The organism is Psychrilyobacter piezotolerans (assembly GCF_003391055.1).
GTDB classification, from domain to species: Bacteria; Fusobacteriota; Fusobacteriia; order Fusobacteriales; family Fusobacteriaceae; genus Psychrilyobacter; species Psychrilyobacter piezotolerans.
This window is the reverse complement of sequence record NZ_QUAJ01000006.1, coordinates 75,059-89,082: the sequence shown is the minus strand read 5'-3', so window position 1 is coordinate 89,082 and position 14,024 is coordinate 75,059. Positions and strand designations below refer to the sequence as shown.

Below are 14,024 nucleotides of genomic sequence, written 5' to 3'. Positions count from 1 at the left end.
TGTTATCATTATTGAAATTTATAACAATAATCAATAACTCATATAAGCTAGAAATATGGTCTGGTGTCTCTACGGTTAACCTAAAATTAACCTCTATGGGTGAAAAGTAAAGGCAGGAGTCTATACTCTTCACACATAGTTTTTGTAGAGGGTGGACTACGGTCTTTTTTTTTATACTTTTTTCTAAGATGTAATTAAAAACACAGTTCGATCATAAAAAAATTAGCTTTTTATCATTTTAATTTTAATAGAATCAGGAGGTTTATTTATGTTAAACGGAAAAATAATCAAAGAAGCAATTACATTTGACGATGTATTATTAGTGCCACAAAAATCAGAGGTCTTACCCCACGAGGTATCATTAAAAACAAATTTAACTAAAAAAATCACCCTAAATATTCCATTTTTAAGTGCTGCTATGGATACTGTTACAGAATCTAAGATGGCAATCTCCATGGCACGTGAAGGGGGCTTAGGATTTATCCATAAAAATATGTCCATCGAAGACCAGGCTGCTGAGATAGATAAGGTTAAGAGAAATGAGTCCGGGATGATTACAAACCCTATCATCTTACATAGGAACTCTATCTTAGCTGATGCAGATAAGATTATGGCTACCTACAGAGTTTCCGGGTTGCCAATTGTAGAAGACGACGGAACATTGGTAGGAATAATCACAAATAGAGATTTAAAATACAGGAAAGATCTGAGCCAGAAAGTAGAGGAGATCATGACCTCTGAAAATCTTATTACAGCATCTATTGGAACTACTCTAGAGGAAGCTAAGGAAATTTTACTTGAAAACAGAATTGAAAAATTACCTATCGTAGATGAAAACAATAAATTAATGGGACTTATCACTATAAAAGATATCGATAATTTAGAGGAATACCCCAATGCCTGCAAGGATTCTAAGGGAAGACTAAGAGTCGGAGGAGCTGTTGGAATTGGAGCCGATACCATGGAAAGGGTAAGTGCATTGGTAGAAGCTGGGGTGGATATTATCACTGTAGACTCAGCCCATGGTCATTCCCAGGGTGTTCTTAATATGATAAAAAATATCAGCGCTGAATTCCCAGAATTAGATATCATCGGGGGGAATATCGTAACTGCCCAGGCTGCCATTGATCTGGTAGAAGCTGGAGCTACTGCTGTAAAGGTAGGAGTAGGACCTGGTTCTATCTGTACTACCCGTGTTGTGGCAGGAGTAGGTGTTCCTCAATTAACTGCTGTTAATGATGTATATGAAGTTTGCAAAAACCTGGAAGTAGGAGTTATTGCCGATGGTGGAATAAAGTTATCCGGGGATATTGTTAAAGCTCTGGCTGCTGGTGCAGACTGTGTAATGGTAGGAGGACTTCTTGCCGGTACCGAAGAAGCTCCTGGAGAAGAAGTTATATACAATGGTAGAAAATTTAAGGTATATGTAGGTATGGGATCTATGGCTGCTATGAAAAGGGGATCTGGAGACAGATATTTCCAAGGGAAGGCTAAAAAATTAGTACCTGAAGGGATCGAAGGAAGGGTAGCTTATAAGGGAGCATTATCCGATGTTATCTTCCAACTTTGTGGTGGAATCAGAGCTGGTATGGGATATTGCGGTACTCCTACAATAGAAGTTTTAAAAAGAGATGGAAAGTTTGTAAAGATCACAGGGTCGGGACTTAAAGAATCTCATCCACACGATATAAATATTACAAAAGAAGCTCCTAACTATACAACATAGGATGATAGTGTAAGAATAAAATAAAGAGGATACCAATAGGTATCCTCTTTAATATTAATAACCGACTAAACAACTTCTTACCCCTTAAACCACACATAAAATGATCCGAATTCTGCCAGATATTCTATGATCCCCTGGTCTTCCATAGATTCCAAAAGGTCTATCACCTCTTCGGGATCTGCTTTTAAATTTTCCATCATACTATCCACCAGATCCGGCTGGGTCATTTTAAAGAAATACTCTAAAAATTCCAATGATCCGTCGAAGGTATCAAGGCTATTAGCTATCTCTGTTAATTTAATTTCATCCAGATCAGGTGTCTTATCAGCTATATAGATAATCATCTTTGACAGACACTCCAATTGATCCTCATCTATCTTATCAACTATCTCCTCTAAAAAATTATCAGCTCTTTCCCTGTTCCAAAGTTTTGTCAGTTCTTCCTTTAAATTTTCATAGTTATTTTTTTCCATCTTTCCCTCCATAATTTATTCTTTTTCTTATTCTATCATAAATTTTTCTAAAAATTATATATATTTAATTTTGTTCATCTTTCCCAATAAAATCAGTAGTTTTATAAAAAAAAACTAAAATAATAAAAAAAAATTTAATTATTTTTTTGACAGCGTCACGTAAAAATGTTATTGTTGTATCAATAAAAAAAACAAACAAAAAAACGGAGGTAAAACTATGAGATCAATAATTAATATTTCTATAGCTATAATAATAATAATAATTATAACCATAATCAATAATATTAGTTGTGATCTTTATAGTACAAATTCCGATAATTTTTTTTAAAACAATAGTTTTTTAACAAGATTAATTATTTGGGGAAAGTAGTATAGGAGCAGCTAATATTATTAGCTGCTTCTTTTTTTATAAAAAAATAATGAATTTAGGAGGTATAGAGATGATAAATACTAAAAAAATATGGATGAATGGTGAGATGATCGATCATGACAATGCTAAGGTTCACGTTTTATCCCATGTAATGCATTATGGATCCAGCTTTTTTGAAGGGATCAGAGCTTATAAAACAGAGGAAGGAACAGCTGTATTCAGGTTAGACGAACATATCGACAGATTATATAACTCTTGTAAAATATATAGAACTGAGATCCCATATTCTAAAGAGGAGGTAAAACAAGCCATATTCGATACTATCCTGATCAATGGTATCAAAACTGCCTATATCAGACCCCTTGTATACAGGGGATATGAATCTTTAGGAGTAAATCCATCTAATTGTCCGGTTGAAACTATGATAGCCGCCTGGGAATGGGGAGCATATCTGGGGGAAGAAGCTTTAACTAAAGGAGTTGACGTCTGTGTCTCTTCCTGGAGACGGTTAGCACCAAATACAATGCCTACAGCTGCCAAGGCCGGGGGAAACTACTTGAGTTCCCAGCTTATCAAGATGGAGGCACTTGAAAATGGCTATGATGAAGGTATTGCCCTGGACTATTCCGGAAATGTCAGTGAGGGGAGCGGAGAAAATTTATTTTTAGTTTCGGGTGGGAAGATCTATTCTCCCCAATCAGGATCCTCAGCCCTTATTGGTATTACCCGGGATTCGGTAATTACAATAGCCCGTGACCTGGGTTATGAAGTTGTTGAAGAAACAATTTCCAGGGAATCCCTATATACGGCCGACGAGATGTTTTTTTCCGGAACTGCTGCTGAGATCACACCAATAGCCACTGTTGACAAGATTAAAATTGGAAGCGGTAAAAGAGGTCCCATTACAGAGAAAATACAAAAAGCCTTCTTTGAGATGACTGAAGGGAAAAATCCCAAGTATAATTCTTGGTTAACTTATGTAAAGATGACCGAAGAGAAAAATCCCAAGTATAACTCTTGGTCAACTTATGCAAGATAGATATTTGATAAAAAAATTAGAAATTAGGAGACCATTATGAGAAGTGATGAATTAAAAAAAGGGAGCCAGAGAGCTCCCCATAGATCTCTTTTAAAAGCTTTAGGGCTTATAGATGAGGAAATTAAAAGACCAATTATAGGAATAGCCGGTTCCTATAATGAAATAGTTCCAGGACATATGCATCTGGATAAAATTATCGATGCTGTCAAAACCGGTGTTAGATTAGCCGGCGGGGTTCCTCTGGAGTTCAGCACCATTGCTGTTTGTGACGGCCTGGCTATGAACCATAATGGGATGAGTTTTTCCCTTCCCAGCAGGGAAATCATAGCCGACTCTGCCGAAATAAGTGCTACTGCAATGCCCTTTGATGCTATGGTATTCATTCCAAACTGTGACAAAGTGGTCCCTGGAATGCTCATGGCGGCGGCAAGATTAAATATTCCATCTATTTTTATCAGTGGAGGACCTATGCTGGCCGGTGTATTTAAAGGTAAAAAAATCGGCTTAAGCAACGTCTTTGAATATGTCGGTGGATATGAAAATGGGACTATGACCTGCGATGACCTGGCAGAAGCTGAAAATGCCGCCTGTCCAACATGTGGTTCTTGTTCCGGGATGTATACTGCTAACACCATGAATTGTCTTACAGAAGCTCTTGGAATGGCGTTATCTGGTAACGGAACCATCCCGGCTGTATTTTCAGAAAGAATCAGACTGGCCAAAACTGCCGGGATGCAGGTTTTAAAATTATTAGAAGCAGATTTAAAACCTAAAGATATCATGACAAAGGATGCTTTTTATAACGCTATAGCTGTTGATATGGCATTGGGGGGGTCTACAAACTCAAGTTTACACCTTCCTGCTATTGCCAATGAATGTGGAATAGAACTAACTTTAAAAGAATTTGATGATGTTTCAAAGGAAGTTTTACAGATATGTAAATTATCTCCCTCAGGGGAACATTTTATAGAGGACCTGCAGATGGCAGGAGGAGTTTCAGCAGTTATGAATGTTTTACATGAAAATAACTGTTTGAAGGAAGCTCCTACTGTAATGTTAAAACCCCAGCTGGAAGTTGCTAAGATGAGCAGGGTATTAGACAACGATGTCATTCGAAGTTTTGAAAATGCCTATTATAAAAATGGCGGATTAGCCACTCTATACGGGAATTTAGCGGCAGATGGAGCCATTGTTAAAGCCGGGGCAGTAGATAAAACAATGACTAAACATTCTGGACCTGCCAGAGTCTTTGAAAACGAAGAGGACTCGGTAAAAGCTATCTTAGGAGGTCAGATAAAAAAAGGCGATGTAATTGTCATAAGATATGAAGGTCCAAAGGGAGGACCGGGGATGAGGGAGATGTTAGCTCCTACTGCCACGTTAGCTGGAATGGGACTGGATAAATATTGTGCTCTTATCACAGACGGCAGATTTTCCGGAGCCAGTCGTGGAGCAGCAATTGGTCATATATCTCCAGAAGCAGCCACCGGCGGACTTATCGGTCTTGTAAAAGAGGGAGATCTTATAGAGATCGATATTCCCAATAGATCTATCTCTTTAAAAGTCAGTGACAGTGAGATAGAAAAAAGAAAAGCCACCTTTAAGCCCCTGGTAAAACAGGTAGAAAGCAGCTACCTCAGAAGATACCAGCAGGTTGTCAGTTCAGCCAGTAAGGGAGCTGTCCTTTTAAAAAATTATTAATTTTATTTATGATTGATATTTCAAGCTTACAAAGTCCATCATAATATTAAGGTATAATTCTTATTTTCTTTAAAATTCTATTTAAAATAAAGTATTTTGATGATTTTAAAGAAAAATTATGGCTGTTTGCCCGCCGGAGCAAACGATTATTAATTTCATTTAAAATTAATAACTACGGTTTTAAAGGCATGCACCATGGCAAAAGTTCAGTTATAAAAATAAATATTGTTAAGAAGGGAGTATTCAAATGAAAAATATTAATGGAGCTAGAATAATTTTAGAAATTTTATATAGACATGATTTAAATACAGTCTTTGGTTATCCTGGTGGAGCAGTAATACCTCTCTATGATGCTCTCTACGATTACAAAGATAAGATAAAACATATTTTTACAAGGCATGAGCAGGGTGCTACCCATGCAGCAGACGGATATGCCAGAGTCAGTAGAAAAACAGGAGTTTCAATAGCTACTTCGGGACCTGGTGCTACCAATACAGTTACCGGAATAATGACTGCTTATATGGATTCGACTCCCCTGCTGGTAATTACAGGACAGGTTCCAAGTACAAATTTAGGCAGTGATGCTTTTCAAGAATCTGATATTACAGGAATTTCTCTTCCTATAACTAAGCATAGTTATCTTGTGAGAACCATTGAAGATCTGCCTAGGATCTTAAAGGAAGCTATCTACCTTACAAATATAGGAAGACCCGGACCAGTCCTTGTGGATATTCCAAAAAATATTCAGTTGGAGGAGATCTCCTATGAAAAGTTTGAACAACTTTACAGGGCTGAAAATAACCCGACTTCTACATACCATCACTTATATGAGAGTCCGGAGACTAAATCCATAGAACTTATGACAGATATGATCAGAGAGAGCAAAAGACCTATTATCCTTTCAGGAAATGGTATTGTTAAATCAAAAGCCCAGGAAACATTAAAAAAAGTTATTAAAAAATTTGATATTCCCATGACATCTACCCTTTTGGGATTAGGAACCCTCCCCCACCATGATATTCATAACCTTCATATGCTGGGAATGCATGGTACACCATATGCCAACTATGCTGTAGATGAAGCTGATCTGGTGATAGCTCTGGGGATGAGATTCGATGACAGAGTCACTGGAGATGTCCAAAGATTTTGTAAAAATGCAAAAATTATACATATAGACATCGATGAAGCTGAAATAAACAAGATAAAGGAAGCAGATCTGCATATTGTTGGAGATTTAAATTGTATTTTAAAAAAACTTTTAGAATCTCCCTATGAAAAACAACACCCTCAATGGATCGACAGGATTTTAGAGTTGAAAAATAAATTTCCCCTTTCCAGAGAATTTTCTGCAGGTAAAATCAGTCCCCAGGATCTGATCTCCAAAATAAGCCAGGTAACTAAAGGTAACGCTATCGTCTGTACAGATGTCGGGCAGCATCAGATGTGGACAGCCCAGTATTATGAATTTAACAGACCTGATAGTATTGTAACTTCTGGAGGGGCAGGAACCATGGGATTTGGATTACCAGCTGCCATAGGAGCTAAACTTGCTAATCCAGACAGGGAGGTTGTTGCCATTGTAGGAGATGGGGGATTTCAGATGAACTCCCAGGAACTTATGACCATCTCACAATATAATTTAGATATTAAGATCATCATTGTAAATAATTCTTTCCTTGGGATGGTCAGACAGTGGCAGGAGATGTTTCATGACAAAAGATATTCCTTTGTTGATCTGGAAATGAATCCTGATTTTGTAACTTTAGGAAAAGCCTACAGCATCGATTCATATAGGGCAGAGAATACCCCCCTCCTGGACGATCTTCTAAAAAAAGCATTTGAAGTCAACAAACCGGTATTGATAGACTGTGTTGTTACAAGGGAAGAAAATATTTTTCCTATGATACCACCTGGGAAATCAGTACATGAGATGATTTTATCAAAGGAGGACAGATGAGAGAATACCAAGTTTTAGTTATTATGAAAGACATTCCAGGGGTATTGTCTAAAATTTCTGGATTATTTTCTAAAAGAGGTTTTAATATCAATGGAATTACTTCTGGAGTCAGTGAAAGAGATGGTTTTTTCAGAATGACTATCTCTGTTATAGGAAATAAAAAAATTATAGAACAAATTAAAAAACAGGTTGCAAAACTTGTGGATGTAGTGGAAGTACAGATTTTTGACAAGGAAAGAACCATCAAAAGAGAGCTGATTTTAGTCAAAATAAAAACCGACTTTAAAACCCGTACTGAACTTATTGAAGTTGCTGAGATATTTAAAGGGAAAATCATCGATATTTCCCACGAATCATTGATTATAGAGTTAATTGGAGATTTAGATAAAATCGACGGTTTTTTAAGGCTGGTCCAGAAATTTGAGGTTTTAGAGATCTCAAGAACGGGAATAACCGCTATGCACAGGGGAGAAAAACAATAAATAACTATTGAATCAGGAGGAGCTATTATGACAGAATTAAAAGTTTTAGAGGGAAAAAAATTAACCGTAATAGGATATGGAAGCCAGGGGCATGCACATACACTTAACTTAAAAGATCTGGGAATGGACCTGACTGTGGGGTTAAGGGAGGGATCTAAGTCTTGGGAAGAGGCAGAAAAAGCAGGAGTGAAGGTAAAAAAAATATCAGAGGCTGTAAAAGATGCCGATGTAGTTATGTTTTTAACTCCAGATGAAGCCCAGCCTGCTGTATATGAAAACCATGTAAAGGACAATTTAAAAGAAGGAGCATATTTAGGATTTGCCCATGGATTTAATATTCATTATAAAAAAATCGTTCCCGCTGGGAAAGTTAATGTATTTATGGTAGCTCCTAAAGGACCCGGGCATATGGTCAGAGAAATATTTGAAAAAGGACACGGAGTTCCCTGTTTAACAGCGGTATATCAGGATATCAGCGGAGATACCAAAGAGGTTGCTGATGCATGGGCTAACGGGGTAGGAAGAAAGGTCGGTATCATTGAAACTACCTTTAAAGAGGAAACCGAAACAGATCTATTTGGGGAGCAGGCTGTACTCTGCGGAGGAGTTACTGAACTTATGCAGGCCGGATTCGATACCCTGGTAGAAGCCGGATACAACCCTGAAGTGGCATATTTTGAATGTGTACATGAGATGAAATTAATCATCGACATGGTATATGAAAAAGGATTTGCCAAGATGAGAGATTCTATATCAAATACTGCTGAATATGGTGATTATGTTACCGGAAAGAAGATTATTACAGATAAAACCCGTGAAACTATGAAGCAGGTTTTAGGAGATATTCAAAATGGTCAGTTTGCAAAGGAATTTATAGATGAGACAGAAACTGGATATAAATTTATGAAAGGTGAAAGATCTAAATATTCCGATTCTAAAATCGAAGAAGTTGGATCAAAGATGAGACAGATGGTCTTTAAAGGATCTGCCAAAAATCATATGTAAACTGCAATCTCAGATAGAGGAGGAATTCATTTCTCCTTTTTTTAATATTCATTTTCTAAATGTCCTGTCACCCGATCTTCATATACTATTGCTAATAATTTTATCAGAGAGTATAATAATATTAATTACCAAAAACAAGAAGAGACACATCGGAACCTGTATTAGACAAAATAGGAGGCACTAGAGTTCTTATATATTAAATAATTTCGGAGGATAGAGGATTGGAAAAAATATTAAATTTTAAAGAATTAAATACTTTAGATAAAATAAAAGTAGTAGCTTACAGTGTGAGGGAGGACGAATTAGAAGCTTTTAATAGATTTGCTGATTTATATAACATAGAGTTAAAAATCGTAAAAAAAGGAGTGTCCAGCTCAAATCTAGATGAATCTTTAGGGTACGAATACCTTTCTTTTGTAGGAAGCTGTGATTTAGGAAAAGAAAATCTGGAAGTTCTTAAAAAAAATGGAATTAAATTTATTGCCAGCAGAAGTATAGGTTACGATAACGTAGATTTAGATATAGCTACAAAACTTAAAATTAAAGTAAGTAATTCTTCCTATTCTCCCTATTCCGTTGCTGAGTTCACAGTGATGTCTATGATGAACTTGCTCAGATATCTTCCTCTTGCGATAAAAAAGGTAGGAATCAACGATTTTTCTCTGAAGGGTCTAAAGGGAAGAGAATTGCAAAATCAAATTATAGGTGTGATCGGAACAGGTAAGATCGGTAAAACAGTGATTAAATGTCTGAGTGGTTTTGGATGTAAGGTTATTGCCTACGACCCTTTTCCTTCTCATTTAGAGAATATAGAATATGTTAGTTTAGAGGAATTAAAAAAACGGTCGGATATAATAACCCTGCATATTCCAATGACCGGGGAAAACAGGCATATGATCGATTCAAAGTTTTTATCTTCTGCAAAAGACGGAGTATTGATAATTAATACTGCCAGGGGAGAACTTATTCATACTAAAGATCTTGTGGCAGGATTAAAATCAGGAAAAGTCGGAGGAGCGGCTCTAGATGTTCTGGAGGGAGAGGATGGAATTATATTTAGAGATTGTTCCAGGAGGCAGATTGATAACGATAGTTTGGTGATTTTAAAGAATATGCCCAATGTTCAGATAACTCCCCATCAGGCCTTCTTTACACATCAGGCTGTATCGGATATGGTAGAAGTTTCCCTGAAAAATTTACTGGAATTTTCTTCTACAGGAGATGCAGGTAATTCTGTGAATTAAAATTTAAAAAAATGGACTTATGAAAATATATGAATTTATAGAAGCAGAGAAAAATTTCTCTGCTTTTCCTTTTTTTATGTTGTAAAAAATTATGCCTTATAAGTGATTATATAAAAAGTTATCATCACTTATAAAATATAAATTATTATCTACCCCTTTTTATCTGTCCTATATGTCAATCTAATGTAAACAAATAAGAAAAAGTTTGAAATAGAGTAAGAAACATTGTATTCTAAGTTATAAAATATTATTTTATAAATAATAAGGGATGAGGTGGTTATTAATTGAAAGTATTAATTGTAGAAGATGACATAGATATCAGAGAATTAATTAGTTTTTTTATGGAGAAAGAGGGATATGAAGTCCTTGAAGCCGGTGACGGGATGACAGGATTAAAGTTAGCTAAAACTTATCATCCTCATATTATTATATTGGATCTTATGCTTCCTAATTTAGACGGAAAGAGTCTGGCTCAAATGATAAAAAAATCAGAAGAAAAATATGGTAACCCCAAGATAATCATGCTTACAGCCAAAACTGATATAGAGGATGTATTATCAGGTCTCGAGGTAGGAGCAGATGATTATATGAAAAAACCATTTGACCCCAGAGAGTTGGTTTTACGGGTAAAAAAGCTTTTAAACCGTGAAACTAAAATCAGCACCAAGAAATATATGTTTAAAAATATAACTATAGACACCGATAAACACTTGATTTTAGAAGATCAAAATGAAATTCCTATGTCTAAAAAAGAATATGACCTTTTACTTCTTCTTATAAAAAATAAGGGATTAGTATTAACCCGGGATAAGATCTTAGACAAGGTATGGCAGAGTAACTATTATACAGGTGATCGTACTGTAGATATGTATATTTCAAAAATCAGAGATAAGGTGAAGAGTATCTCAAAAGATATTAAAACGATCAAGGGGGTTGGGTACAAATTAGAAGAAAAGATTTTATAATAATAATTTTTATCCTCCTAATAGAGGTCCTTTATGTAAGATGGAATACCGATAAATTATCGGAACTCAGCATTAAAAATGTGGAAAATTCCCTTAGAAATGATGCTTATTTAATCAAAAATATTATTTTACAAAATCCATCTGGAAATTATGGTGACCTCTTTAAAAAAACACAAAAAAGATTTACTATCATAGGTTTAGATGGAGAAGTTTTATTTGATAGTATGGAAGAGAAGTCTATCGACTCTATGGAAAATCACCATAATCGGCCTGAAATTTTAAGTGCACTAAAAAATAACGAAGGCATATCCACACGAAAGAGTGAAACTACTAAAAAAGAGATGATATATTTCGCTCTTAAATTAAATCCATCTCAAATTATTCGTGTTTCTGTTATATCTAATAATGCTCTTAGACACGTAAAACTCAGCACTTATATACATATTATCTTATTCTCACTTTTAAATCTCTTTGCACTTATAAGTTATAGATTTTATTTAAAGCGCTATCTCTTTGAAAGGATCGACCAAATAAAAAAGATGTTAGAAGACGGCAATGAGATCAAAGAAGTGGTCTCAAAAGATGATAGGTGGCTGTTTAAATTTTGGGAAGTTATTAAGGAATGGCAGGATAACAACCTTAAAAATATAGAAAAATTAAAGTTAGAAAAAGTTAAATTAAATAATATTATCTCATCTGTAGATATGGGAATCATCTTAGTCGATTCCGAAAAAAAAATTAAATTAAAAAATGATGCCATTAATTTTATCTATATAAAGGAAGATATTAAAAATTATAAAAAAGACATCAAATATCCCGAAATTATTAAATTTATAGACCGGTTGATCTCAAAAAAAGAAAATAATATCTCTGAAGTCTATTTAGAGGATATTCAAAAATATATACTGCTCAGGGGAAAATATATGAAATCCCGGGAAGAGTACCTTTTTACCATAAAAGATATCACTAGAGATAGGGAAACATTGGAAATACAAAAGAATTTTATTACCAATGTAGGACATGAATTAAAAACTCCTCTAACTAATATTACGGGATATTTAGTTGCACTCCGAGAGGAGGAGGATTCCCATAAAAGAGATAAGTTTATTAATACCATAGAGAGAAATGCACTAAAACTGGATAATATTTTAATGGATTTTTTAAACTTATCCAAGATAGAGAGCAGTAAAGTCGTAAATTTAGCTCCTATTCATGTGAACCTTCTCATAGATGAGATCAATAGATCCCTTGAAAATCAAATTGAATTAAAAAAAGTTGATCTATCCTACAAGCTGGATCTGCAATCCGACTACATTAGGATAGATTTTGAAAAAACTACCATGATTTTAAAAAATCTTATTGAGAATGCTATTATTTACAATGTTAATACTCCTAGAATAAAAATTACCATGGAAGAAAAATTTGATAAATATAAAATTTCTGTAAAGGATAACGGAATCGGGATGAATAAATCCGATACCTATAAGATATTCGACAGATTTTATAGGGTAGATAAGGCAAGGACCAGCAATGTAGCCGGCACAGGTTTGGGCTTATCTATAGTTTATGAATTAGTTCATCTATGCGGCGGGGATATAGATGTCAAATCAAATAAAAAGGGGACTTTATTTACCTTTACTATGATAAAATAAATAGCAACGTGACGTTGCATCCAGACAAGTTTAATTTTTAGACTATAAAAAAAATGGAAAGTGTATGGGTACACTTTCCATTTTTTAAATTGAACTAAGTTCTATAATATGGGTATCATAGAATTAGAGTTATGAAAATATTATAAAATAAAAACGGGGGAAGAAAATGAAAAAATTATTTATGTTAATTTTCTTATTATTAAGTTTAGCAGCTTATAGTAAGGATAAAATCAATGTAGGAGTAGTCCTTTCTAGTGGAGGATTAGGTACAGGGTTTAATCAAATGGCTTATGATGGATTGAAAAAAGCGGAAGGTGAGGGACTTATTACTTTTAAATATGTAGAACCTTCTAATATAACAGAAGATTTAGTTTTTTTAAGAGATTTTTCAAGGGAAGGCAACTATGATCTTGTCATTGGAATGGGAAGTGTCGTAGCTGAATCTATAAAAAAAGTGGCCACTGAATTTCCAGATCAAAAATATGCCATTGTAGGCGGTACAATTACCGTACCTAATACTGTTACCATTGATTTTGCTGAACAAGAGATGAGTTTTTTAGCAGGTGCACTGGCTACTATGATGAGTGACAGCAATAAAATCGGTGTACTATTAGGAATGGACAACAGATCTTTCAACAGATTTAAACATGGATTTACCCAAGGTGCAAAATATGTAAATTCAGATGTTATGGTTATTACATCTTATATGCCTACAACCAGCAGCAATCCTTTTAACGATCCTGTTACAGGAAAAAATATCTCTAATCTTATGATATCCAGAGGAACTGATGTTATTTTACAAGTTGCTGAAGGTACCGGACAGGGAGTTTTCGAAGCGGCTAAAGAGGAGAAAATCTACGCTATCGGGTCTGATATAGACCAGGATGGAGAAGTTCCAGGTACTATTTTAACTTCTGTTAGAGTAAGAATTGATAATGCCGTTTATAACCTGACTAAAGAAGTTAGAGAAGGTAGATTTAAAGAAGGATACAGACAATCCGGGCTGGCTGAAAATGGAGTTTCCCTGACTGATTTTAACCATACTAAGAAACTTATTGGTTCTAATAAGTTAGCTAAATTAGATAAGATGACTAAAGATATTATCTCTGGAAAAATCATAGTTTCAGAATAAGATTCCAAAACAATGATGTTGATTTAACCTTAAAAAACAACTTAATTATATTAATTAAGTTGTTTTTTTATTTTCAAAAATTATATTTATTAAGTGATGATAAGAATTAAAGATTTTTATGAAAATATCATCACTGTATTATTATAATTTATATAATAACTGAACTTTCATCATGGTGCACGCATCAAAAACCATAAGAATTACATCTTAATATTATTGCGGGTTTTATAAACGCGAAACATCAGTAGTGATTAGTTGTTAAACTTATAATCCCTTAT

11 protein-coding genes and 1 riboswitch are annotated in these 14,024 nt (G+C 34.7%); of the genes, 10 read left to right on the top strand and 1 reads right to left on the bottom strand.

The features are described 5' to 3' along the window. The first annotated feature begins 18 nt into the window (after positions 1-18). A riboswitch (purine riboswitch) is annotated at positions 19-116 on the top strand. A 152-nt stretch (positions 117-268) separates the two neighbouring features. After that, positions 269-1,726: an IMP dehydrogenase gene (gene guaB, locus DYH56_RS04900; protein WP_114641744.1), complete on the top strand. Its 1,458-nt coding sequence runs from the start codon at positions 269-271 to the stop codon at positions 1,724-1,726. Positions 1,727-1,803: 77 nt separating this feature from the next. Here the strand turns inward: guaB and DYH56_RS04895 are convergent, their stop codons facing one another. Continuing rightward, entirely contained in the window at positions 1,804-2,199 is a 396-nt protein-coding gene (locus DYH56_RS04895) for a hypothetical protein (protein ID WP_114641743.1), read from the bottom strand. Between the two features lie 440 nt (positions 2,200-2,639). Here DYH56_RS04895 and DYH56_RS04890 point away from each other — a divergent pair, with 440 nt between their 5' ends. The 9 genes from DYH56_RS04890 to DYH56_RS04850 all read left to right on the top strand — a co-directional run bounded on the left by DYH56_RS04890 (position 2,640) and on the right by DYH56_RS04850 (position 13,746). Beyond that, positions 2,640-3,608 (top strand): branched-chain amino acid transaminase, encoded by a 969-nt coding sequence (locus DYH56_RS04890; RefSeq protein WP_114641742.1) that lies wholly within the window; start codon positions 2,640-2,642, stop codon positions 3,606-3,608. A gap of 36 nt (positions 3,609-3,644) precedes the next feature. Next, the gene (gene ilvD / locus DYH56_RS04885; RefSeq protein WP_114641741.1) at positions 3,645-5,309 is read left to right on the top strand and encodes a dihydroxy-acid dehydratase; all 1,665 of its coding nucleotides are present in this window, start codon (positions 3,645-3,647) and stop codon (positions 5,307-5,309) included. Positions 5,310-5,556: 247 nt separating this feature from the next. Continuing rightward, positions 5,557-7,266, top strand: a complete 1,710-nt coding sequence (gene ilvB / locus DYH56_RS04880) for a biosynthetic-type acetolactate synthase large subunit (RefSeq protein ID WP_114641740.1) — start codon at positions 5,557-5,559, stop codon at positions 7,264-7,266. Further along, positions 7,263-7,748, top strand: coding sequence for an acetolactate synthase small subunit (gene ilvN, locus DYH56_RS04875; RefSeq protein WP_114641739.1), 486 nt, complete (start codon positions 7,263-7,265; stop codon positions 7,746-7,748). Before ilvB ends, ilvN begins: the two co-directional genes overlap by 4 nt. A gap of 27 nt (positions 7,749-7,775) precedes the next feature. Further along, positions 7,776-8,753: a ketol-acid reductoisomerase gene (gene ilvC / locus DYH56_RS04870; protein WP_114641738.1), complete on the top strand. Its 978-nt coding sequence runs from the start codon at positions 7,776-7,778 to the stop codon at positions 8,751-8,753. Between the two features lie 221 nt (positions 8,754-8,974). After that, a complete protein-coding gene (locus DYH56_RS04865; protein ID WP_199532975.1) occupies positions 8,975-9,997 on the top strand; it encodes an NAD(P)-dependent oxidoreductase in 1,023 nt (340 codons plus the stop codon). A 284-nt stretch (positions 9,998-10,281) separates the two neighbouring features. After that, a complete protein-coding gene (locus DYH56_RS04860; RefSeq protein WP_114641737.1) occupies positions 10,282-10,962 on the top strand; it encodes a response regulator transcription factor in 681 nt (226 codons plus the stop codon). An 80-nt stretch (positions 10,963-11,042) separates the two neighbouring features. Continuing rightward, positions 11,043-12,614: a sensor histidine kinase gene (locus tag DYH56_RS04855; RefSeq protein ID WP_114641736.1), complete on the top strand. Its 1,572-nt coding sequence runs from the start codon at positions 11,043-11,045 to the stop codon at positions 12,612-12,614. Positions 12,615-12,780: 166 nt separating this feature from the next. Continuing rightward, entirely contained in the window at positions 12,781-13,746 is a 966-nt protein-coding gene (locus tag DYH56_RS04850) for a BMP family lipoprotein (protein WP_114641735.1), read from the top strand. Positions 13,747-14,024: the final 278 nt, after the last annotated feature.